Here is a 22001-nt window from a genome sequence, read left to right as displayed (position 1 = left end):
GGCTGAATGTTTATCAGTATGCGCCGAACCCGCTGGGATGGGTGGATCCGTGGGGATTAGCTAAGTCATGTGGTGGAACAACAAAATTTTATCGTTCAATGAGTCATGAAGATTTCGAGTATTTACGCACTACAGGTAAATTAAGAGGAACATCTGAAACATTCATTTCACCAAGAAGAGCATTCTCTGAGAATTACGAGGGAGTTTTAGTGAGGTTTTACCTTAAAAACGATGCATTATCAGAACTAAAATCAATTGGGGTTAAAGATTCAGCAGTACTTACCAGTATTACTTATCCGGACATGCCAGATGTAGGGAAGGGATGGAAGGAGACAAGTGCATTCTTTAAAGCTGAAGGGGAACAGATTAATATTGGATTAGGTAAAGGTAAGGCATTAGATAGATTCAATCAAGGGATTCAGCGATTCGAGAGGTTAAATTAATAGCATATGAAAATTGATAAAAAACAATTAATTGTCTCTTTAATGAAAAGAGAAATTGATATCTCAAAATTTTATAATGATTTCAATGCATTTTACGGTGAACTTAACATATGCTATGAACTTGAATTAGCTCGTCAAAATAGAGATGCTGAATTAGTTGATGTTTTTTTATATTTGTCAGCTCTTATTAATTATGATTTTAAGTGTATAGATTTATTGAATGAATTGATAATAGCTGATTGGCATAAAAAACATGAGGATTTAGCAACGATTCTAAATTACTATCATAGTGAGACTAGTGTTGAATACTTATATCAAGCGGCGTTGTTAGAACTAAATTATAGAGACTATGATGAGGATTATGTTCTGGCAGATAAATGTATTAGGGCGCTAGCCAAAATAAAAAATAAAAACTCAATCGAAAAATTGGAAAGATTGGCTATGGTAGAAAATGAAAAAATAAAAAAAAGCGCAATGAAACAATTAAGTAAAATTAGTTGAGCTAATGGGTGTTTAAAGTCGCCTGTCCATTACAGGCGATTTAGAAAAATATTTAAAACTAATTTAAAGTTGGAAATGATATGTTTTTTCTGTAGGGATAAGCGTTTTCGCCTTGCAAAAATCCCCTAAAGAGACGAGGTTGTGAATCTCCTGTACCTGATGGGTGATATCATGTAGATTAACAATCCATTCATTACAAAAATTAATGACTGCTTGGTTTCGAATTCCAATTTGTATTGTACGGTAATTAAGTTTATTTAGATGAATATCTCTCTCAGGATCCCACTGAAATATAATATCTGAATTCTTTATTTTATCTTGCCATTCTTCTTTATTTTGAAAGGTTGATGCTGAATGATAATCACTTGGCACCCCTAAATGAAGAATTTTTTGGAATGCGTCATGACTCAAGTCTATAGCTAATATTCTCGTCTGATTGCTGTCTTTTTTCCCCCAGCCAGAGCGATACATCATCCATAAAAATGATGGCTTAATCCATGTCATTCTAGTCAGGCTAAATGGGGGAGAAACGAACGTATTGTTTTTAATCGCACTATCAGCTATTTCATCGGAATATGCCTGATAGACACGGATAAAATCTTTTGTGAAGAAGGCTCTAATTTGCCGTTCTGGGATTGAGTACTTTGGTAAATGCTTTTCCATCAATAGTTTTAATTGAGTTAATTAAATAGATATTATACATGGAAAGTTACTCTGATAAAAATGTTTCGTATTGTTGAAACAGGCTTTTCCCAGAAAATGCTACGACAGAATTCATAATAATATATCAAGCAGACGGCGGAAGAGACGCGCTGGTTCTACTGGCAGGGCGACGCGCTGGCGGGGGAAACGGTCACTATCACCCGCGAACCGCTGGCGGCACAGAGCATTTTTGATACCGGCAGCCGGCTGCAGCGGCAGAAAGCGCAGGAAACGCTGTTCAGCAGTATGCGCGAGTACGTGTACTATCCGGGAAGTTTTCAGCCGCTGGCGCTGCTGACGCAGGAAGCGGGCAGGAAGGAGAGCTGGCACTATCATTGTGACCCGAACGGCGCGCCGGTGCGCCTGACGTCATTACAGGGCGAGATAGTGTGGTCTGAGAAGACGGGCGTATGGGGAGAGAAAGGGGAGATCTACGCCGATCGTATCAGCAACCCGCTGCGTTTTCAGGGCCAGTATTTTGACGCTGAAACGGGGCTGCACTATAATCGACATCGTTACTATGATCCTGAAATTGCGGGGTTTATTAGCCAGGATCCGATTGGATTAGCCGGCGGGCTGAATGTTTATCAGTATGCGCCGAACCCGCTGGGATGGGTGGATCCGTGGGGGCTGAGTTGCCGAAAAAAATACATGGGCAGAACCCCCAGCAAAAATAGCAAAACCGGACGTGAAGTCATTGCAAGAATGCGAGGTGAAGGGCGAATAAGAGGCTCTGGTGATAGGATGCAGTTTAAAAGTTCAACTGATGGAGTATGGTACCGTATACAGGATGCTGATATGGCACATTTAACGGATGCAGTTAAATATTGGAACCAAAAAGGTGGGTATTACGGACCTAAATCTCGTGAGGTCAGAGCTTTTATGAGAGACTCCAGAAATTATGAGCTTGAATATTATGGTCACAATCGCTCTCAGGGAGCCTTGCTTCCTGACAGATATAAACATTCTGGAGATTTTATTGGCCCAGAAGAAAAATCTCAGTATTTCCAGTAAAGGAGTATTGCACTATGAAAGAACTCGAAAATCCAAGAATTGAATCCAAAGTTAACTCCTTTGTTGAAAAAGGAAATGAGTTGCATGATGACAAAAAATATGCACAGGCGTTAGAACAATATGAAAAAGCCTGGAATATTTTGCCTGAACCAAAACCAGAATGGCAAGTTGCTAACTGGATTTCCGCAAATATATTCAGCGCTTATTTTGACCTTGGTGATTACAATGAGGCAAAAAAATGGGGCGAAATGACGTTGCAAACGAGAGGGTCGGAGATAGATACAGCGCCATCGATCGATCTGGGTATGGTTTGTTATGAGCTAGAACAATTTGATGAAGCTTACAAATATTTTAACGATGCTTATAGCTATGGAAAAGAGAGAGCATTTAAAGGCAGACCTAAGAAGTACCTTGAGTTTTTTTTAAATAAAAGGGCATAGTGGAAATTTTATAAAGTAATCGAAAATGAGAGAGTTTATTTTTTAGCGAGAGTAAGAACTATTTCTTTAAATGATAAAAATCCACGCTACTGGTGGTTTTTGCAATGCGAAAGTCCTTTTAGCAAATGGAATAATGTCGGGAAAAAAGATTCCAGCCGGCGGCACAGGGTATTTTTGATACTGGCAGCCGGCAGCACCGCCTGACGTCATTGCAGGGCGAGATAGTGTGGTCAGAGAAGACGGGCGTATGGGGAGAAAAAGAGGAGATCTACGCCGATCGTATCAGCAACCCGCTGCGTTTTCAGGGCCAGTATTTTGACGCTGAAACGGCTGAATACCTTACTTACCTCTCTCGCGGCGTCGCCTTCTTACTACTGTACATCGCTTTATCCGCACTGTTCAGCAATGTATCGGCATCTGCGGCATCGTGAGGGAAAAGCGCAATGCCGATGCTGCCGGAAATCGTAATAACATGCTCGTGGATCAAAAATGACTGGTTTAACGCATTGTTGATCTTTTCCGCCGTTTGTCGGGGGAGCGGATCGTTTGCTTTTAAACCGGGGAGCAGAGCGATAAACTCATCGCCGCCGAGGCGGGCCACCGTATCACCTTCTCGTAAAACGCTTTGTAGACGGAACGCCACCAGCCGCAGCAGTTCGTCACCCACGGCGTGGCCGTAAACGTCATTCACTGGCTTAAAGCGGTCGAGATCGATAAAAAGCAGCGCCACTTCTGTCTCATTGGCAATGGCCTGAGTAATCGCCAGCTCCAGGCGATTTACCAACAGCCTGCGGTTTGGCAATCCGGTCAGCGCGTCGAAATTGGCATGCAGCCAGACCACCTGCTCCCGCTGTTTACGGTCGGTGATATCGCGAATAAACGCGGAAAAATCTGCTTGCCTGATTGTTGATGCGGCCAGATCGACAGCTCGATAGGGAACTTGCCTTTAGTGCGATGCAGGGCGGTAATTTCGATGGTGCGATTAAGGATATTCGACGGCTGAGCCGCCTGAAAGCGCATTAAACCACGCGCGTGCTGCTCGCGAAACTCTTCCGGCACGATCATCTCGCCCAGGTTGTTGCCGATAGCCTCCCCTGCGGACCAGCCGAACATTCTTTCCGCTGCCTGGTTCCAGTTAATCACCACCCCAGCATGATTGATGGTAATCACCGCATCCTGTGCAGTCTCAACCAGCTGTCGATGGTTCTCCTCGCTTTCGGCCAGCGCTCGCTGCATCGACTCAATCTCGCTGATGCTCTCCTGTAGCTCACGATGCATTTCCGCAAGCGAAAGCGAGAAAAAGCGAATACGCTCTTCTACTGACATATTTTTCATTTCGGCGTACAGATCGCTGGCGCTACGTGGAGACATAAGGCGTTCCTGATGAATCGAAGAGAATATTCAACCAATTTAGCAATAAGTGTAGTTAAAAAAAGATCCGCTGCTGACATCTCGGCTATTTTATCTATTAAATAAAATCTATTGTAAATTTGTTCAGATTTAAATTTAACGCTTAGTTACAGATGGATCATATTCCGGAGGTAATAATCCGCACTCTTTATAAAGCGTATTAAGGACAATTTATCGTGAATACTTTCTTGCGTAACACCCTGGCCGCCGTAGTGATGACTGCGGGTCTTTCCGTTGCCGCTCAGGCCGCGACGACAGCCGAAGTGCCGCCGTTATCCCAGGACCCGGTGGTACAACATCTCAAGCTGAGCAACGATCAGGTCAGCAAAATTCAGGCCCTGCGTCAGGAGCTGGAAACAAACCTCAAAAATATCAAAATTGGTGGTTACCAGGATGGTGCTCTGGTTGGTGTGATTCAGTCCGGTAAATGGGACGATGCGAAAGTAAAACAGCAGCTAGCCGCTTTTGCGCAATTGGATCAGCAGACGCGTTATTACCGCGTGAAATATTACTTCGGCATTAATCAGGTGCTGACGGCTGAACAACGTGAGCAGGTAAAAAAAGATCTGCAGCAGGCTCTCAACTAAGCAACGTTCGCATGCTCCGCTACCCAGCGGAGCATAGCTAATGACTTTCCTCAATGAAAAGACAAGGGTGTCATCATGAAGAAGTTTCTCTTTATTGCGCTGGGAATGGCCGCGTTGTTTAGCCAGGCTGGCGTCGCCGGGACTAAAACGTTGGTTGATTATGGCGTCGTACAGGAAAGCCATATTATTAGTACTCCGCATCAGCGCCAGCCGCTTCGTACGCTCGCGGCAGGAACGCTGGGCGGCGTGGTCGGCCATCAGTTCGGCAACGGAAAAGGCCAGACGGCAATGACCGCCGCAGGCGCTCTGGCCGGAGCTGGCGCTTCACGCTATCACCAGGATCGGCAGCAGGGCGCTCAGCAGGTTGAACTGCTAATCAAAACCAATAGTGGGCAGGTGATACAGGTGCTACAGGGTTACGACGGTCGGCTTATCTTCAACAAGGGAGATAAGGTGCGTATCCTGACGTCGGGAAATGATACTCGGGTGGATAAATCGGTGTAATGCGCCAAGCGGGAGCCAATATACTCCCGGTTGGCGTGACACGTTATGCTGATTTCAGCATATCAAAGCGGATAATCCGCGAACGTCCCAGCTCTTTCGCCCGATACAGCGCGGCATCTGCAGCACGTAGCAGGCTGTCGCTTTGCGCGTGTTGCGGATAGCTGGCGATACCGATAGAGACATTCACCTGGCCTATATCCGTCAGCCCGCAGCGTAAAGTCATATTTCTCACGTTGTTGTAGATTTCAGTCGCGCAGGCTTCTGCGCTGGCCTCATCGCTGCCGGAAAGCAGCACCAAAAACTCTTCGCCGCCATAGCGGAATGCCAGGCCAAGATCGCGTACCGCGCGCTGGATGATCGCCGCGACGTTTTTAATCACCAGATCGCCCGCCTCATGGCCGTAATTATCGTTAACCGCCTTAAAGTGATCGATATCGATCATCAGGCAGCTCAGCGGGCTGTTGTTGCGCACCGCCAGATTCATCTGCGTATGCAGCGCTTCCTCAAGATGATGGCGGTTTCGCAACCCGGTCAGAGAATCAAACAACGCTTTTTCCAGCAGAGCATTGCGCAGACGCTGGTTGGATAGCGCCAGGCCCAACGCTTCCGCCATGAGTTCAAGATAAGCGCGAGAGGGGGCTGTCTCACTAGTGACATTACGAAAAGAGAGCAGGCCAATGGCTTCACCCTGCGCGATAAGTGGAACGCACAATGATTGCTCGTTGCATTCTTGCGGCAGATGATAGCAGGCGATGTCCGGTTCGCCGTTAACCGGCGGATGGCTCAGGCCTCGACGTACTGCCCAGCACTTATCGGGATAAAACACGGCCGCCTCGTCCGGCGGCGAAAGCCACTGCGCGACGCAGCGCATTTGCCAGGGATCGGTATCAAGAATATACAGTCGGCCAGGAACGTCCGGCGCGATATTGGGGGCGAAAAGTTCAGCGACCTTCACCACATCCTCAAATGATTCACATCCCTGCAAGCGTTGAGTCATTCGCGCCAGCAGTTCACGAACGGCCCAGTCGGCATCGCGTTGTTGTTCAAGACGCTGGCGGGCAAGGCCATTTTCGCGAAAGATACGGATCGCCTGCGCCATATCGCCGATTTCATCAATCTGTTTGAAGTGCGGTGGTTCGACGGCATAATCCTGCGATGCCAGACGCTGTACCACATCGCTGAGTCGTACCACAGGGGTGAGCACCCGGCGTTTGAGAATAAAGCCGAGAACAAATAAAAACATCAAGGCGGTCAGGCCAACCATCGCTTCCGAAAGCGTCCGCCAGAGGCGTGATTTTTCAGTCGCTTGCTGCATGGCGTTGTTTGTTCGTCCTTCCAGCAGCAGGCGGAAATGATCGATTTGCGTTTGCACCCGCTCCAGCTCCTGCTCATAAGGCTTACCGTAAACCTGCAAAATCGCCTCTTTCTCTTCGCCATGAGCGACGCGTTCGATGGCGGTCTGCTGTTCATCTTGTAATTCATCGGCAATACGCAGACCATCGTGCAACAGCGCCAGCTCCTGCTGGCTGGCGCCAACATCTTTTAGTTTAAGCAATCGGTTTTCAATTGATTCGAGCGTTTGGACCTGCTGACGATACTGTTGCAGCGTCTCCGGTTGTTTTTCGATGACATACAGTCGCACGAGATCCGAAAGCTCCCACGCGTCGCGTTCTACCTCATCGGCGAGACGAACGAACGTATCCCGTTGTTGTACAGCCTGGCGTTCAGCGCGATCGGCGCCGGAAGCGATTAGCATCGCCATACCGGATGCAATGGTCAGCCCTACGGTGATCCCGTAGGCCCAGTTAGTCATGGTGGCGATTCTCACCGGGTATTTCCTTGCAGGCAGATGAACGAGAAATGGGTATTTTTATTATAGAGCCCCGTAGCCAACCGGAAGGTTCAGACGCGCGGTATGCGGGTGACGAGGTGATGTAGCGCCTGGGCATGCTGGCGCAATACAAGATACACATCGTTATCCAGAGCGCCATTTATAACATCAGCTTCTATAAGTTGTAACGCCTCCTGATATGGCATACCGAGCCGATACGGGCGATCCTCAACGAGCGCGGTAAAGATATCCGCAACGGCGATAATTCTGTCCGGAAGGTGTAAATAACGATGATTTAAATTCAGCGGGTAGCCGCTGCCATCGAGTTTCTCATGATGGTTAGCGGCCCAATCTATGATTTCCGCCAGATCGGTGAAATCTCGTAATATTTCACCGGTCATATAGCTATGCTCGCGGATCAATTGTGCTTCGTCATCGCTAAGTTCAGCCTGTTTTTCGAGGATCGCCAGTGGAATATATATTTTGCCGATATCATGCAAATAGCCGGCAATTTCAATTTTGCGGCACACCGGCGGCGGCAGATGCATATAGACGGCGAGGGCATAAGAAATTTCGCCAACCATGATGCTGTGGCTGGCGGTGAAACTACTGTAGGTATCGACAATTTTGGCGATCAACAAACAAATATCTTTTAGACCATCGATGTCAATATATACGTCATTAATCGGCCCGACGATCTCCAGCAACCGCTGAATATGCTCTGCTTGCATATGGCGCCAGAAGGTAGGGTGTTGCGCCAATTCGCATAGTCTATCGCAAAGTGGAGGATCGATGTCGCGATAGTCAGCGACAAAGCGGGCGATGAGAGCACTTTGTTGGTCCGGGGCAACGACGCCTTGCGAAGGGAGTAGACGCTCAAAACAGTCCGCGAAATAGACGATATGCTGCTCCAGATTGCCTTTGCGGCTTGGGCTGAAGTGGTGATCGCCAATAATAGGGCTGATAGGGGTAAAAGTATCCAGCCCGGCAAGCATCTGTACGCCACGGATTTGGTGCGGGTCATAAAGGTTGTCTATCGCGTTTAGCGAATCAATGCGCCGCTTATCGCCAAGCACGCCGATATCATGTAGCAGCGCAGCCAGAAAGATGGTTTTTTGTTGCGACGCAGGAAGATCCAACGCCAGCGATAATTTGTAGCTTATCAGCGCCGTGCGCTGTAGATGCAGATCCAGCCTTGGGTTGATGGCGTTAATGACGCGCGTGACCAGCATTAAAGCCGACTTTAAGGCAATACGCATTTTTCTCTCCGTCCATGCAATCCGCTGTTGCCGTTAATCCTGTGGCGCCGGCAAGCACGATCAAATCCCCCTGGCGCCTGACAGGTGAATCGACGCCAGACTCAAACGCCACCCAACTTATGTGAACAACTCATTTTAGCTCACATAGTCGCTTTCATTGTGGTAATAGCGTGATGAATCTCTTCACAGTTTGATTCATATCTACCTGTGATGAGAACTGATTGCTTTTACATCACCTTTCGCGGCGCTGTAAGGGCGGGTTGGAGTATGTGCAAATCCGCTCTCCTGTTTTGTTCGCCTCTATTTGGCGAGGAGGCATTGGTCATGGAGTTTTATTGCCTGAAAAGGGCGAAAAATAACAGTTATGGCATAATTTATATTGTTGCAAACGTGACTATTAGTCTCAATTATATACTTTTGTCAGTATTCATCAGTAAGCATAAATAATCCTGTTCTTATTTATATTTCACAATAACTAAAATTTTAATGAGTCAGTGTATCCTGTAAATATTATTATCTACAGTGATGATTTTTAGTGAATGCATTCGATGCTTAAATGTTTGTTGACCGTTTGAGTTCGGGCTGTGATGTGCCGGGAGGCGGCGTCAGCAGTGGCCTGCGTGAAGTTGTGTTTGTAAAATCGCCAGATAGCAGTTTAAGTTCATTCCTATATCGGAAAAAATCATTAGCGCGAAAATGATTATCAGCGTAAATATGAATGAACGGACTTCATTTTCACTTTACATTTTGTAACATCTGTGTATCTATTATGTATTTTAGCGTTAAGTGCAATTTTTTCTTGCTGCCGTGAATTTACCAGGATTACTATTGTCTTACTCGTTGTATCGCCTAATGACGGATGAAAGGACTCGTTTTTTCCTTAAGCGTTACCCTATATTTTAATGTTTACAGGAAAAACCATGTCTTGCGCCTTTAAAAAAAATCTACTGCTTCCCCGCTATTGGGTGACCTGGTTTGGCCTGGCCATTCTTTGGTTAATCGTCCAACTACCTTATCCCGTTTTACATACGCTCGGCACCAGCGCAGGGCGGCTATCGCGTCGCTTCCTGAAGCGTCGGGAACATATCGCCCGGCGTAACATTGAGCTGTGCTTCCCGGAGATGTCCAGCGCGGCTCGTGAAAAGCTGCTGGAAGAGAACTTTATGTCCCTCGGCATGGGGCTTATTGAAACGGGTATGGCGTGGTTCTGGAGCGATGAACGCGTTAAGAAGTGGTTTGACGTCGAAGGCATCGCCAATCTGAACAATGCGCTCAGCGCCGATAAAGGCGTGATGGTTGTTGGCATCCACTTTATGTCACTGGAGCTGGGCGGCCGAGCAATGGGCTTGTGTCGTCCGATGATGGCGACGTATCGCCCGCACAATAGCCCGCTTATGGAGTGGGTGCAGACTCGCGCTCGTTTGCGCTCGAATAAAGCAATGATCGACCGCCGTAATCTTTCCGGGCTGGTGCATGCGCTGAAATCCGGTGAGGCGGTGTGGTTTGCGCCGGATCAGGATTACGGCCCGAAGGGCAGCGTATTTGCGCCGTTCTTCTCGGTTCCGCAGGCGGCGACGACTAATGGTACCTGGGTGCTGTCGCGCCTCTCCGGTTCAAAAATGCTGAGTATCAGTATGGTGCGCAAGCTGGATCGAAAAGGCTACAGCCTGCATATCAGTGAAGTGATGAATGATTACCCCGGCGAAGATAAACAGATTGCCGCCAGTTATATCAACAAGGTCATCGAACGAGAAATCCTGCGTGCACCAGAGCAATACCTGTGGGTGCATCGCCGGTTCAAAACCCGCCCGCTTGGCGAAACCTCGGTATATTAGTACAACACTTGCGCTCCATGCTTTCAAAATGACCGCAGTTGCGTTAACGTGAGCCGGATCATACTTTTTGTTGAAAGCGAAGGAGTGCAGCGTGTTCGCTGAGTTTGGTGTTTTGAATTATCTGACCTACCTGGTCGGGGCTATTTTTATCATTCTCGTACCAGGTCCCAATACTTTTTTTGTACTGAAAACCGGTATCGCGCACGGCGTTAAGAAAGGATACCTTGCCGCCGCTGGCGTGTTTATCGGCGATGCGGTTCTGATGTTCCTGGCTTTTGCTGGCGTTGCGACGCTTATCAAAACGACCCCGGTGCTATTTAATATTGTGCGCTATCTTGGCGCGATTTATCTGCTTTGGCTGGGCGCCAAAATGCTCTACTCGGTATTTAAACAGCGCGAGGGGCATGATGCCGCCGATGCTGAGCCGGGGAGCGCCATCCTCAAACGCTCGTTAACCCTGAGCCTGACTAACCCGAAAGCGATCCTTTTCTATGTCTCTTTTTTCGTCCAGTTCATTGACGTTAATGCGACATCGCCGGGCATCGCGTTCTTTATCCTGGCGCTGACGCTGGAGATCATTAGCTTTGTCTATATGAGCTTCCTTATCCTTTCTGGCTCGTTTGTGACGCGCTATGTGAAAACCAAAAAGAAACTGGCGAAATTGGGCAACAGCCTTATCGGTCTGGTCTTTGTGGGTTTTGCCGCCCGCCTGGCGACGCTGCAGTCCTGATCCCGGAAACGATCTGCCAGCGATAATCGCTGTGTTGTAACAAAAACCCTTCAATTTTTATTGCATTGGTGTTACATATACAGCCGATTATCGCTCACAGAGAAGGGAACCCGGATGATTCTGCAAAAAATCCTCAGTAATAAAAACGGCAAGAAGTTTCTGTTGTCGATGGCGACAGTTTTTGCCATTGCGCTTGCCGTCGTGGGCCGCGCAACGTTCGGTGGCGTGGTGAGCGAGTACAACATGCCGTACTCGGAGTGGACAACCTCGATGTTCTTCCTGCAGGGGGCGATGGTGATGGTTTACAGTACCGTGTTCACCGTGTTATTTGCTATCCCGCTGGGCTTTCTGTTTTTAGGTTCTGACCGTCAGGACTAAATGCAAAAAGGCGAACTCTTGTTCGCCTTTTTGAATGATCCTATCTGTCACCAGCCACGATCATGATGATGGTGGTGGTGGTGTCGATGATGATAACCATCATCCACGATACATCCCGATAACAGCGTGCACAGCGCAATAATCAACGGTAACACCATCGGTTTTTTCATTACTCACTTCTCCAGTTAATGCCCGCTTTGCTGCATAAACACAGCGAAGCGGCTGATGAAATGAGTGTATCGTCTTAACTTATTGAGTAGATAAGACAACTCCGCAATACCGGGGCGGCGGGAAAATTTGAGATTACCACCAGCCCAATTCGGTGCCGGCGACCACCACGATGGCGACAATAATCATAATGATGGTTGTCTTTTTCATCATGCCCCCCCTGGCGCCGCATAGCCGCCAACAAAAAACCAGCCCAGAAAGACAACGGCGACAATGAAAATCACCACCGGAAAAAGAATACCCAATTTCATGCTTAGTTCCTGTCTCTTAACGTAATGTTATCTATCATACTGGAAAGTTATGCTTTCTGGTCGATATCGAAAATGGTCAGCATGCGGCGTGCGTTTTTGTCGTGGTACATAGCCTCATCCGCTGCGCGTAGCGCCTGTTCAACGTCCATATTCTGCGGATCGACATCGATGATCCCAAAGCTGGCGCCAGGGTATTCTATACCGTATCCGGCCAGGCGGTAACGCCCGGTAAGCTGCTGGCGCAGGTGGGCAATAAACGCTTCCTGCTCAGGGGATTCAAGTGCCGGGCCAATGATTAAAAACTCATCGCCGCCGAGGCGGCCAACGGTATCTTCGTTACGTACGTTGGCACTTAATCGTTCACCTATCTGGATGAGAAAACTGTCGCCGCAGGGGTGGCCCAGTTTATCGTTAATCGCTTTAAAATCGTCGAGGTCGATAAAAATAAGCAGGAGCCTGCGCTGCTGGGCGCGAGCTTGGGTAAACAGCGTTTTAAGATGTTTAAACAACGCGCGGCGGTTGGCCAGACCGGTCAGTTCATCGGTATTGGAGTGCATCTCCAGCGCCGCATTTGCGCTACGCAGTTGCTGAACCAGCGTCTCTTTCTCCACGTAATGGGAGATCAGGCCGGCGAACAATGTCATTACCTGCTCGCCTTCCAGATTATAGGGCTGTTTGACGCGGCTGGTGGCGCACAACGTACCATATAACGAACCATCGGCAAGATGGACGGGAATACTAAAGAACGTGGCGATGCCGAGTTCCTGTGCGGCGGTGCAGGACCGCCAGCGTTGGCCAACCTCGTTGCAAAATATACAGTTATCATCGATTGCGCGTTTGCAAAGCGACTCGTCCCAGGGAACGGAAAAACCTTCCGGGATCTGCATTTCGCTGCTGTTGTGGGCATACATGACTAACTGGCGCTGCGCTTCTAAATCAATCCGCGTCAGGTATGTGGACTCCATACGAGTCACCAGTTCCAGCATTTCCAGCAGTTGTCGCACCAACGTTTCGAGCGTTCGTTCGGTAGCAAGCGTCTGTGAGACGCGGGCAAGAATGAAGTCTGACATGAATGAAACGGCCCCCGGAGGTTAGCGCAGTACTGCGAGCTGGCGCAGCGAACAGCTAATAACAAACATATTTATAACGAATGTATCACATTTAGCAGGGGGATATCTGCTATCGCGACGGTAAAAAAAAAGCCCCATCGGGGGCGATGGGGCAAAACTCATTGATTATGGAATGATCTGTTCTCTGGTCAATTCGAGAACGAGCGCTACTCTAAAGGGCAAAAGTGTAGTTAAAATGGAGAAACCGTGGAGATTCAGGGCGAAAGGTCGCTTTGAATAAAACAGGAGTAATTATGAAGTGGATAGTAATGATGTTGCCGCTGATGCTAGCGGGCTGCGCTCAGTCACAACAGCCTGATGCGCCGCCGCCGCCAAATTCGATCGGCATGGCCAATCCGGCCGCCGTCTATTGCGACCAGAAGGGCGGTAAGCAGGTTCCGGTCCAGACACCTCAGGGCGTGCGCACCGACTGTAAACTTCCCAGTGGCGAAACGCTCGATGAATGGGAACTGTGGCGGCGCGATCATCCGGCGAAGAAATAATTCGCCGCCGTTAGATTAAGCTTTTCAGCCACTCCGCCAGCACCAGCGCATGGTTTTGTTGCGTATCTTTGGCCGCGTAGAGCAGCGTTAAGGGTTGCTGATTGGCCAATTTGGCGAGCCGTAGCCCTTCATCGCGATGGGTTTCAAGCTCTTCGCGGTACTGCTGGCGGAAGTGAGAGAAGTCAATCGCTTCTCCGTGAAGAGCCTTGCGTAAATCGCTGGAAGGCGTCAGGGTTTTACACCACTCGTCATAATGCAAATCCTCTTTTTTTATTCCGCGTGGCCACAGGCGATCGACCAGCACGCGGTAACCATCGCTGGCCTCTGTAGGGTCATAAACGCGTTTACATTGAATCATCATTATTCTCCCCTCGTTATGTCTATCTGGCGGCTTGCCCGTGCAGCGTGCCGCTAAATAACCATTGTGTTTCGCGAATGATATCGCTAATCTGAGGTTCCTTGTGTTGCCCGATAATCCTCAGACATAAGGATCCTGCTATGAACACCCCTTTGCGCATTGCCCTTGTTGGCGATTATAACCCTGATGTGATTGCCCATAAGGCGATTCCGCTGGCTATCGATGACGCTGCCGCGGTTCTGGAACAACCGGTGAGTTATGACTGGATAGCCACCAGCGAGATTACCAGCGCAGACCGGCTCACCGATTATGACGCCATCTGGGTGGTTCCCGCCAGCCCGTATAAAAACGCCGAGGGCGCATTTATCGCCATTCGCTACGCCCGCGAAAATAGCATTCCGTTCCTCGGTACCTGCGGCGGCTTCCAGCACGCGATTATCGAATACGCCCGTAATGTTATGGGATGGCAGGATGCGGCGCACGCCGAAACCGATAGCGAAGGGCGAATGGTCATTGCGCCATTAAGCTGTTCGCTGGTTGAAAAATCAGACGCTATCGAGCTGCGCGCGAACACGCTGATTGCCCGCGCTTATGGCCGTGACAGCATTGAAGAGGGATATCATTGTAACTACGGCATTGCCGAAAGCTTTGCCCATGAACTGGAGCAGGGCGCGCTGCGGGTGACCGGTTGGGATGAGAACGGCGAGATCCGCGCCGTGGAGTTAACTACCCATCCGTTCTTCGTCGCCACGCTGTTCCAGCACGAGCGCAACGCGCTGGAAGGGCGTCCGGCGCCGCTGGTACAGGCTTTCCTGCACGCGGCCCGGCAATAAAAAATCGGCAGCCCTGGCTGCCGACTCTTGTGATTAATGAATTTCGCGCGCCCTTCCGGCAAGGGCGCCGAACAGCGCCATGACCACTGCGATGAGTGCGACGATGATTAACGGTATATGCCAGTCGCCGTAAGCATCATGGATTTTACCGATGAGCGGCGGTCCGCAGGCAGCCAGCAGATAACCAATAGTCTGCGCCATGCCGGAGAGGGCCGCGGCCTGATGCGCTGAGCTGGCGCGTAGACCAATAAACGTCAGGCCAAGGATCATGGTGGCGCCGGATCCGAAGCCAAAAATCAATGTCCAGATCACCGCCTGACCGGGCAGTAACCATAATCCCAGCGTGCTTACTACGCACATTAAGGCTACCAGAACGGCGATGCCGCGCTGATCTTTCAGGCGATGGAGTACCAGCGGGATGGCCAGGCCCGGCGCGGCGGTTGCCAACTGCAACAGGCCATGCAGAGAGCCAGCCTGCGCTTCGCTGTAGCCCATACTCTGCAGGATTGCGGGCAGCCAACCGACGATAACGTAATAGACCAGTGAGTTAATCCCAAGGAACAGCGTGACCTGCCACGCCAGCGCTGAACGCCAGATCCCCCGATTGTGCGCGGCACCCGATCCGGTCATCGGCGTGGTAGCCTGGCGGCGCGCCTGCGGCAGCCAGAGTAATAGCGCCAACAGCGGGAAAACCATCAGTAGCAGCAGTGCGCCGCGCCAGCCAAAACCCGCCAGCGCCAGCGGCACCACCATCGCGGAACCTGCCGCCGCCGCTGCGCCCATGGTAATGGAGTAGGCGCCGGTCATACGAGCGACATGGCCGGAAAAATCACGCTTAATTAACCCTGGCAGCAGCACGTTGCCCAGCGCGATTCCGCAGCCAATGAGCGCCGTACCAATATACAGCCAGGCTGCTGAGGGGAGGGAACGTAATCCGATCCCGAGGCAAATAATCACCATCGCCAGCAGCAGGCTACGCTCTATGCCGAATCGGCGGGCGACGCCGGCCGCCAGCGGAGAGACCAGCCCGAAGGCCAGCAGCGGCAGGGTCGTGAGCAGCCCGGTTTGCGCCGTCGTCAGTTGGTATTCAGCGCGTATCGCATCCAGCAGTGGGGCGATACCGGTGAAAGTTACCCGTAGCGTGGCGGCGATAAATAAAATTCCGACAATCAGCAGCAGTTTTTTGCCGTTGGCAGAGGAAGAAACAGGACTCATAACGTTCTCAGACTAATAAACAGGGTCGTAACAATAGCCTGTTTAACGGTTGTTTGAATCAAGCTAAAATGACAGATTATCGCTAATATCGGACAATTTGATGATTGGACTGGGTTTAGACGGCTATGAACCAGACAGCGGACATGAAGCGGCGCTGGCGTTTCGCATTCAGGTGGTGGACGACGAGCAGTTCATTCCGCGCCATCAGCACCGCAAAGGTCAACTGATCCTCGCGTTGCACGGCGCTTTAACTTGCGAAGTGGATAACGCCATGTGGATGGTGCCGCCGCTGTATGCGGTGTGGGTACCAGGCTTGCTTCCACACAGCAATCGCGCAACGCCAGGGGCACAGGTGTGCTTTTTGTTCATAGAGCCGGGGGCGGCGCCGATGCCTGAGCATTGCTGCACGTTAAAAATCTCACCCCTGGTGCGAGAGTTGATTATGACCCTTGCCGAACGCGGCAGGGAGGCGCTTGACGCGCCGCCTACGCAGCGCCTGGTGCAGGTATTATTTGATGAGCTACCGCAACAACCGCAAGAACATCTGCAATTGCCGGTTTCAGGACATCCGAAGATCCGCCGGATGGCCGACACCATGGCCCGCGATCCGGCACACTGGCAGACGCTCTCGCAGTGGGCGGCGGCGTTCGCTATGAGCGAACGCAACCTGGCGCGGCTGGTGGTGCGGGAGACCGGGCTTAGCTTTCGCCGCTGGCGGCACCAGCTTCAGCTGATCCTGGCGCTGCAGATGCTGGTGCGCGGACAGACGGTACAGCAAACCGCCCAGACGCTCGGTTATGATTCAACAACCGCTTTTATCACCATGTTCAAAAAAGGGTTAGGGCAAACGCCGGGCCGCTACCACGCCAGTTTGGCTAAGCCTTTCCGATAAAAAGCGAAATAATACCGGCGGCGATAAGCGGCCCGACCGGGACGCCGCGAAATAGCGCCACGCCCAGCACGGTACCCACCAGCAGCCCGGCGACCAGTTGAGGCTGCGAACCCATGAGCGCGACTCCGCGTCCGCCAAGCCACGAGACGAACACGCCCACGGCAATCGCCAACAGTGACTTCCAGTTGACGAAAGAGTGAATCAGCGTCGAGGGCGGTAACGTTCCGCTGGCGATGGGAGCCATCACGCCGATGGTCAGAATGATGATACCGATGCTCAGCCCCTGCTTTTCAATCCAGGGGAAGAAAACGTTAAGCGGTGTCACCCGTACGATGATGAGCACCAGTATTGAGATAGCGACAGTGGTGTTATGGCTGATAAAGCCGAGTGCCGCCAGCCCCAGCAAAATAAACAGGGTTGTATCGAACATGCCAGAGGTCCTTGCCAAAATAAAAAAAGAAAACCTGCTTACTCTACGCATAATCGCGTGAATAAACAGGCTTTTAATTTATTTGCTGCAAATAAGGCTACCAGCGCCGCCCGCGAACCTTGTCGCATACCGACGATGCGCTAAATGACGCGACGGAACGCGACCAGCTCAGGGCGGGCGATACGCAGATAATCCTCGGTATTCATAATGATCGATTTTTCCAGCAGGCCGGCATTAAAGGCTATCTCTGTAAAACGTTCGAACAGCAACGGGTCGGCGACCAGTTTTAGCTTAGGGTGGAAGCTAAAAGGCGGAATGGCGCCGAATACGCAGGCGGTAAGGGCATCGACTTCTGCCGGGCTGGCGAGTGAGGCTTTATTGCCGCCGATATGCTGCGCCAGGCGAGATAAATCGGCCTGCTGATCGGCGGCAAGGATAGCCAGCACGTGCTGGTTTACCCCATTACCTTTCACTTTACAGACCAGCGCTTTGGCGCCCTGTCCCAGCGCGGTACCGCGGATTGCAGATACGGCTTCACATTTACCAACGGCTTCATGTTCCATGACCCGATAGCGAGCCTGTTGCTCATCAAGGAGGCGGCATAATTGCTGGTGTATGTCGGCGGTCTCTGGCGATTGCATGTTGCGATGATTCCTCTACAGAAAAGGCAAAGCTTAACCCCGCGCGGCGGTAATGAAAACTTATCTGCGAATGCCGGGGCTTTTTTTCTGCTTTTTGTTCATATACAGGCGCGCATCGGCAGCTTTCATTGCTTCGCTGAGCGACTGTTCTGGCGCAAGACTTGCTGCGCCCCAGGAGAAATCGACGCGCTGTTGATGGTCATGAATCGCCAGATATTGCCGGATCCTCGCCGGGATATTTTCCGCTTCAGCTTCCGGATAATCGATCAGAATTAGAAAGAACTCATCGCCTCCTAAGCGCACGCCATAATCGCTGCTACGAATGGATGCGGAAATAGCCTGCGCCAGTAGAATAATCGCTTCGTCGCCGGCGTTATGCCCCCAGGTATCGTTGATCTTTTTCAGTCCATCGCAGTCAAGGGCCATCGTTACCACGTTAACCCCTTGCGCGGTAAGTCGTTGCAGGCGCGACTCCAGCATCGGGGTAAAGATTTTACGATTATAAAGGCCGGTCATGGTATCGCTGATATTCTCTTTCGATACCGAGTTATAAAGGCGGAAATGAACCCGCACCAGATGCAGTAATGCGGCGGTAGAGAGTAAATAAAACAGGAAGAGTTTCCATGAACTAAGCAGAAAATACATAACATCCAGAGACAGAGTTATCCGTAAGTTTTCTGCTACCTGATGGGTGTAATGGGCGTAATTCAACAGGTGCGTTTTACTATGATGTACCTCAATGAGCGCGCCGGTATCGGAATCCTTCAAGGTAATATCCAGATAGCGCCACACCAAAGGTCGGTCGCTGGTGTATAACAAGGCCTCAATCTCTTGCGCGGTCACATCGACCATCACTACGCCTTTCAGCTTATCCTTGAAATACACTGGCGTTAAAAACGATAAAATATTCTTTCCCGTCATCGCATCAACATACACGGTCGAGATGAGCGAACGACCCTGTTCTAAACCATCAAGGCTGGCCTGGCTAATACCCAGTTTACTGTCCTGAAGAAAATTCCAGTTCTGTATCGGATTACTTTTAATTCTGACGGGCGCATAAAAGTAGATGTATTTATTTACCAGGTCTATGTAATAGCGAAAGCGTTTTTCTGATTTGAGCGTCGCGGGAACCTCTGGCTGCCAGCTATCATTTTTGGCAACCGCGCGATCGAATGCCTGGAGTGCAGGAATATCGCCCCGCCACTTGCCGCAGTCGGCATGCGCGGCGCTTAGCGTGCCATGCAGCTGGGGATAGGTATATCCGGCGATATTCAAACCACTGACATCCCCGTTGTGTTGCACGCTATTGCAGACCTGTTCTACCTCTGTTTGGTTTGGGGGAGTATCCAGCTTGCGCAGAAACTGAGAGATGATGAGTTGATTCTGATATTTATCATAGAGAAAGGTCGATTCTCCTTTTTCTATGATGTATCGCATATAGCCTGACATATCGCGGTGGGTAGCGATTAATTCGTATACAAGAAAAGAAGACGTCAACACCACAACGCCTGCGGAAATAACATGTCGCAGTAATTTATTCTGTAATTTCATGATGTTTGGATTCGTCTTACCCGTTTAGCTGATTTTATCATAGTGGATAAACAGGCTACCAGAGCGTGGGTGAACGAACGGCTGGTCAGATTAACTATGCTGACAGGTAGTGTAGGTGTGGAGAACGAGGCAGGGCAGACTAACTAAAATGCGGCACTCTTCATGACGCGTGTCTGAAGAGTGCGCAGGACTGGCCAAAGGCCACTCATGAGGCGGCGGAGGCAAACATTTTGCTTCCGGCGAGTTGTGACATGACAGGCTGATAAACATCGATAGATTCGATATTGTCAAAAGTCACCATGTCGGATTTGCAAAAAATGCATTTCGCGCCGAAGGGGTTTTTTTCGCTCACGTCAAAATGTGAGGTTCTGTATTGTGACCCATGGCAGCACGGGCATCGGAAATGAATATTGTTAATCATAATTTTATCCTTTTATATTATTATGTTTTTTTACATTTTGTCACTTACCCACAGATGAATATGTAAATTTCTGGTGGGCTGAACTGCAAAACGGAAAAATATTTTGCGTTACTACTAAAAATAGCATAGCTGACAGATTATGTTATCAATTTATGCCATTTTGTGTTGATTTGAATGAGATGCTTCTTATTTATCTACTCAGGTCAAAGCCGTCATCGTTATCGTAAATCAGAAGTTCGCATCAAATTTAGCCGGCGTTTAACCGTTTTACTAAGTCATAAATCTTATTAGTCATCTTCTATCCAGGTTTTTTAATGTATCAAAGCATACAGGATTTGATTTGCAGAAGAATCTTAATACTATTGGAGAGACTCAGGAAAGGTGGTATCAGCGATAGCGCCTGGAGGTGTGAGTAACTGCTTGGGTAATATCTTTCTGTCTTTCAAATCGACGTAGCCATTAACGCATAGTAGAAAAAATAGTGCAAGATTTATTTTAGCCGTCCAGAGGCCCAATGCGTAAAGGATTAATTCGACAATTATCGAAATGTAAATGAACGGAACTGTGGCTGGCTATTAATGTGTTTTAGTTACAGAAAAATCAGCCAGAACGGGTATTTATCTGGCTGATTTATGAGGCTAAGTATTACTGGTCGCGCCTTGTTTATGAAACAGTTCGCGGAACACCGGATAAATATCTTCCTGATCGCGAATATGCTGCATAGCAAAATTCTCAAACGTCGCCTGCAGATGTTCATATTCGCGCCACAGAGTCTGGTGAGCGCGGCGGGTGATTTCGATATAGCTGTAGTAACGAACCACCGGCAATATTTTCTTCGCCAGCAGTTCATGACACAGCGGCGAGTCGTCTGCCCAGTTATCGCCATCCGACGCCTGCGCGGCGTAAATATTCCACTGCGCCGGGTCATAGCGGGCTTTAACAACCTCATCCATCAACTTCAAGGCGCTTGAAACAATCGTACCGCCGGTTTCCTGGGAGTAGAAAAACTCATGTTCATCCACCTCTTTCGCCTGGGTGTGGTGGCGAATATAGACCACTTCAACGTTTTTATAGGTCCGGCTGAGGAACAAATACAGCAGAATGTAAAAACGTTTCGCCATGTCTTTGGTGGACTGGTCCATTGAACCAGAAACATCCATCAGGCAGAACATCACCGCCTGACTTGAAGGCTCCGGTCGTTTCTCATAGTTTTTATAGCGTAAATCAAAGGTGTCGATAAACGGCACGCGCTCAATTTTAGCCCGTAGTTCCGCAATTTCTTTACGTAGCCGCTCCTCTTCCAGCAACTGCGCTGGTTCGCTTTTGGCAATGGTATCGAGATCGTCTTCCAGCGCCCGCAGTTCGCGCCGTTTACCGGCGGTCATCGCGGTTCGCCGTGCCAGCGAATTCTGCAATGAACGCACCACGCTGATATTGGCCGGCACGCCGTTGGCGGTAAAACCCGCACGATGGGTTTTGAACTCGTTCAACTGGCGTTGCTGGTTTTTCTTCAGGTTGGGAAGGGCCAGATCTTCAAACAGCAGGTCAAGATATTCATCTTTCGAAATCTGAAAGACGAATTCATCCTGGCCCTCGCCATCGGCGCTGGCCTGCCCCTGACCACCGCCGCCTCCGCCGCCGCCGCCCTGAGGGCGTTCAATACGGTCGTTCTGCACAAAGTGATCGTTGCCGGGATGGACGCGATTACGAAGCCCGCCGCGCCCCTGATGAAACATCGGCTCGTTAATATCGTCCGTCGGAATGGAGACGGATTCACCGCTGTCGATATCGGTCACCGAACGTTTATTGATGGCTTCGGAGATCGACTGCTTTATCTGCGCCTTGTAACGGCGCAGAAAGCGCTGACGATTGACAGCGCTTTTGTTCTTCCCGTTCAGGCGTCGGTCTATGAACCAGGTCATATGCCCTCCTGTA

The 22001-nt window shown here is 49.8% G+C and carries 26 protein-coding genes and 2 pseudogenes; 12 read left to right on the top strand and 16 right to left on the bottom strand.

Annotated features, from left to right (window positions below):
- Both ABLU78_RS07395 and ABLU78_RS07390 read left to right on the top strand, forming a co-directional pair.
- A pseudogene (locus ABLU78_RS07395) lies at positions 1–443 on the top strand (type IV secretion protein Rhs); the annotation flags it as partial.
- A gap of 6 nt (positions 444–449) precedes the next feature.
- The gene (locus tag ABLU78_RS07390) at positions 450–944 is read left to right on the top strand and encodes a hypothetical protein (protein ID WP_015705802.1); all 495 of its coding nucleotides are present in this window, start codon (positions 450–452) and stop codon (positions 942–944) included.
- Positions 945–1007: 63 nt separating this feature from the next.
- Here the strand turns inward: ABLU78_RS07390 and ABLU78_RS07385 are convergent, their stop codons facing one another.
- Positions 1008–1607, bottom strand: coding sequence for a DUF4291 domain-containing protein (locus ABLU78_RS07385; RefSeq protein ID WP_015705801.1), 600 nt, complete (start codon positions 1605–1607; stop codon positions 1008–1010).
- A 126-nt stretch (positions 1608–1733) separates the two neighbouring features.
- On the opposite strand from ABLU78_RS07385, the pseudogene ABLU78_RS07380 reads away from it, so the two are divergent.
- Both ABLU78_RS07380 and ABLU78_RS07375 read left to right on the top strand, forming a co-directional pair.
- Positions 1734–2660 (top strand): annotated as a pseudogene (locus ABLU78_RS07380) (RHS repeat-associated core domain-containing protein); the annotation flags it as partial.
- 14 nt (positions 2661–2674) lie between these two features.
- Entirely contained in the window at positions 2675–3100 is a 426-nt protein-coding gene (locus ABLU78_RS07375; protein ID WP_046883171.1) for a tetratricopeptide repeat protein, read from the top strand.
- Positions 3101–3443: 343 nt separating this feature from the next.
- Here ABLU78_RS07375 and ABLU78_RS07370 read toward each other — a convergent pair whose 3' ends face one another.
- Positions 3444–3941, bottom strand: coding sequence for a GGDEF domain-containing protein (locus ABLU78_RS07370; RefSeq protein ID WP_348820341.1), 498 nt, complete (start codon positions 3939–3941; stop codon positions 3444–3446).
- Positions 3908–4471, bottom strand: coding sequence for a PAS domain S-box protein (locus ABLU78_RS07365; protein ID WP_348820339.1), 564 nt, complete (start codon positions 4469–4471; stop codon positions 3908–3910). Before ABLU78_RS07365 ends, ABLU78_RS07370 begins: the two co-directional genes overlap by 34 nt.
- A gap of 215 nt (positions 4472–4686) precedes the next feature.
- On the opposite strand from ABLU78_RS07365, the gene ABLU78_RS07360 reads away from it, so the two are divergent.
- Both ABLU78_RS07360 and ABLU78_RS07355 read left to right on the top strand, forming a co-directional pair.
- Positions 4687–5097, top strand: coding sequence for a hypothetical protein (locus ABLU78_RS07360; protein ID WP_072383772.1), 411 nt, complete (start codon positions 4687–4689; stop codon positions 5095–5097).
- A gap of 75 nt (positions 5098–5172) precedes the next feature.
- Entirely contained in the window at positions 5173–5601 is a 429-nt protein-coding gene (locus ABLU78_RS07355; protein ID WP_015366127.1) for a glycine zipper 2TM domain-containing protein, read from the top strand.
- Between the two features lie 43 nt (positions 5602–5644).
- Here ABLU78_RS07355 and ABLU78_RS07350 read toward each other — a convergent pair whose 3' ends face one another.
- Both ABLU78_RS07350 and ABLU78_RS07345 read right to left on the bottom strand, forming a co-directional pair.
- The gene (locus tag ABLU78_RS07350; RefSeq protein ID WP_048228891.1) at positions 5645–7429 is read right to left on the bottom strand and encodes a diguanylate cyclase; all 1785 of its coding nucleotides are present in this window, start codon (positions 7427–7429) and stop codon (positions 5645–5647) included.
- A 74-nt stretch (positions 7430–7503) separates the two neighbouring features.
- Positions 7504–8691 carry an HD domain-containing phosphohydrolase gene (locus tag ABLU78_RS07345; protein ID WP_015705796.1) on the bottom strand — a complete coding sequence of 396 codons (1188 nt, stop codon included), beginning with the start codon at positions 8689–8691 and terminating at the stop codon, positions 7504–7506.
- A gap of 920 nt (positions 8692–9611) precedes the next feature.
- Between ABLU78_RS07345 and lpxP the strand changes: the two genes are divergently transcribed.
- The 3 genes from lpxP to ABLU78_RS07330 all read left to right on the top strand — a co-directional run bounded on the left by lpxP (position 9612) and on the right by ABLU78_RS07330 (position 11634).
- Positions 9612–10526, top strand: a complete 915-nt coding sequence (gene lpxP / locus ABLU78_RS07340; protein WP_015366130.1) for a kdo(2)-lipid IV(A) palmitoleoyltransferase — start codon at positions 9612–9614, stop codon at positions 10524–10526.
- Positions 10527–10617: 91 nt separating this feature from the next.
- The gene (leuE, locus tag ABLU78_RS07335) at positions 10618–11256 is read left to right on the top strand and encodes a leucine efflux protein LeuE (RefSeq protein ID WP_015705795.1); all 639 of its coding nucleotides are present in this window, start codon (positions 10618–10620) and stop codon (positions 11254–11256) included.
- Between the two features lie 114 nt (positions 11257–11370).
- Positions 11371–11634: a DUF2534 family protein gene (locus ABLU78_RS07330; RefSeq protein ID WP_015366132.1), complete on the top strand. Its 264-nt coding sequence runs from the start codon at positions 11371–11373 to the stop codon at positions 11632–11634.
- 47 nt (positions 11635–11681) lie between these two features.
- Here ABLU78_RS07330 and ABLU78_RS07325 read toward each other — a convergent pair whose 3' ends face one another.
- The 4 genes from ABLU78_RS07325 to ABLU78_RS07310 all read right to left on the bottom strand — a co-directional run bounded on the left by ABLU78_RS07325 (position 11682) and on the right by ABLU78_RS07310 (position 13183).
- Complete coding sequence (locus ABLU78_RS07325) at positions 11682–11804, bottom strand: hypothetical protein (protein ID WP_015366133.1); 123 nt, start codon at positions 11802–11804, stop codon at positions 11682–11684.
- Positions 11805–11937: 133 nt separating this feature from the next.
- Complete coding sequence (gene yoaJ / locus ABLU78_RS07320) at positions 11938–12012, bottom strand: protein YoaJ (protein WP_100279139.1); 75 nt, start codon at positions 12010–12012, stop codon at positions 11938–11940.
- A complete protein-coding gene (locus ABLU78_RS07315) occupies positions 12012–12113 on the bottom strand; it encodes a YoaK family small membrane protein (RefSeq protein WP_015705794.1) in 102 nt (33 codons plus the stop codon). Before ABLU78_RS07315 ends, yoaJ begins: the two co-directional genes overlap by 1 nt.
- 47 nt (positions 12114–12160) lie before the next feature.
- Positions 12161–13183 carry a sensor domain-containing diguanylate cyclase gene (locus ABLU78_RS07310; protein WP_048228890.1) on the bottom strand — a complete coding sequence of 341 codons (1023 nt, stop codon included), beginning with the start codon at positions 13181–13183 and terminating at the stop codon, positions 12161–12163.
- Between the two features lie 293 nt (positions 13184–13476).
- Here ABLU78_RS07310 and ABLU78_RS07305 point away from each other — a divergent pair, with 293 nt between their 5' ends.
- On the top strand, positions 13477–13725 hold the full coding sequence (locus ABLU78_RS07305; protein WP_015366135.1) for a DUF333 domain-containing protein: 249 nt from the start codon (positions 13477–13479) through the stop codon (positions 13723–13725).
- Positions 13726–13735: 10 nt separating this feature from the next.
- Here the strand turns inward: ABLU78_RS07305 and ABLU78_RS07300 are convergent, their stop codons facing one another.
- Positions 13736–14083 carry a DUF488 domain-containing protein gene (locus tag ABLU78_RS07300; protein WP_015705791.1) on the bottom strand — a complete coding sequence of 116 codons (348 nt, stop codon included), beginning with the start codon at positions 14081–14083 and terminating at the stop codon, positions 13736–13738.
- A 140-nt stretch (positions 14084–14223) separates the two neighbouring features.
- Between ABLU78_RS07300 and ABLU78_RS07295 the strand changes: the two genes are divergently transcribed.
- A complete protein-coding gene (locus ABLU78_RS07295) occupies positions 14224–14916 on the top strand; it encodes a CTP synthase (RefSeq protein ID WP_032711865.1) in 693 nt (230 codons plus the stop codon).
- Between the two features lie 33 nt (positions 14917–14949).
- On the opposite strand, the gene ABLU78_RS07290 is transcribed toward ABLU78_RS07295, so the two are convergent.
- Positions 14950–16131: a CynX/NimT family MFS transporter gene (locus tag ABLU78_RS07290; RefSeq protein WP_042892734.1), complete on the bottom strand. Its 1182-nt coding sequence runs from the start codon at positions 16129–16131 to the stop codon at positions 14950–14952.
- A gap of 97 nt (positions 16132–16228) precedes the next feature.
- Here ABLU78_RS07290 and ABLU78_RS07285 point away from each other — a divergent pair, with 97 nt between their 5' ends.
- Entirely contained in the window at positions 16229–17023 is a 795-nt protein-coding gene (locus ABLU78_RS07285) for a helix-turn-helix transcriptional regulator (protein ID WP_161798783.1), read from the top strand.
- On the opposite strand, the gene ABLU78_RS07280 is transcribed toward ABLU78_RS07285, so the two are convergent.
- The 5 genes from ABLU78_RS07280 to ABLU78_RS07260 all read right to left on the bottom strand — a co-directional run bounded on the left by ABLU78_RS07280 (position 17007) and on the right by ABLU78_RS07260 (position 21988).
- Positions 17007–17453: a DUF441 domain-containing protein gene (locus ABLU78_RS07280; RefSeq protein WP_015366140.1), complete on the bottom strand. Its 447-nt coding sequence runs from the start codon at positions 17451–17453 to the stop codon at positions 17007–17009. The two genes, ABLU78_RS07285 and ABLU78_RS07280, sit on opposite strands and share 17 nt — an antisense overlap.
- A 140-nt stretch (positions 17454–17593) precedes the next feature.
- On the bottom strand, positions 17594–18094 hold the full coding sequence (locus ABLU78_RS07275) for a YbaK/prolyl-tRNA synthetase associated domain-containing protein (protein ID WP_015366141.1): 501 nt from the start codon (positions 18092–18094) through the stop codon (positions 17594–17596).
- A 60-nt stretch (positions 18095–18154) separates the two neighbouring features.
- Entirely contained in the window at positions 18155–19645 is a 1491-nt protein-coding gene (dgcJ, locus tag ABLU78_RS07270) for a diguanylate cyclase DgcJ (RefSeq protein WP_047739529.1), read from the bottom strand.
- A gap of 205 nt (positions 19646–19850) precedes the next feature.
- On the bottom strand, positions 19851–20066 hold the full coding sequence (locus tag ABLU78_RS07265; RefSeq protein ID WP_041165555.1) for a hypothetical protein: 216 nt from the start codon (positions 20064–20066) through the stop codon (positions 19851–19853).
- A gap of 638 nt (positions 20067–20704) precedes the next feature.
- On the bottom strand, positions 20705–21988 hold the full coding sequence (locus tag ABLU78_RS07260; protein WP_015366144.1) for a YeaH/YhbH family protein: 1284 nt from the start codon (positions 21986–21988) through the stop codon (positions 20705–20707).
- Positions 21989–22001: the final 13 nt, after the last annotated feature.

The organism is Klebsiella sp. JN_Kp122 (assembly GCF_040062085.1).
Lineage (GTDB): Bacteria > Pseudomonadota > Gammaproteobacteria > Enterobacterales > Enterobacteriaceae > Klebsiella > Klebsiella aerogenes.
The sequence above is the reverse complement of the archived record's forward strand: the minus strand, read 5'-3'. Positions and strand labels throughout refer to the sequence as shown.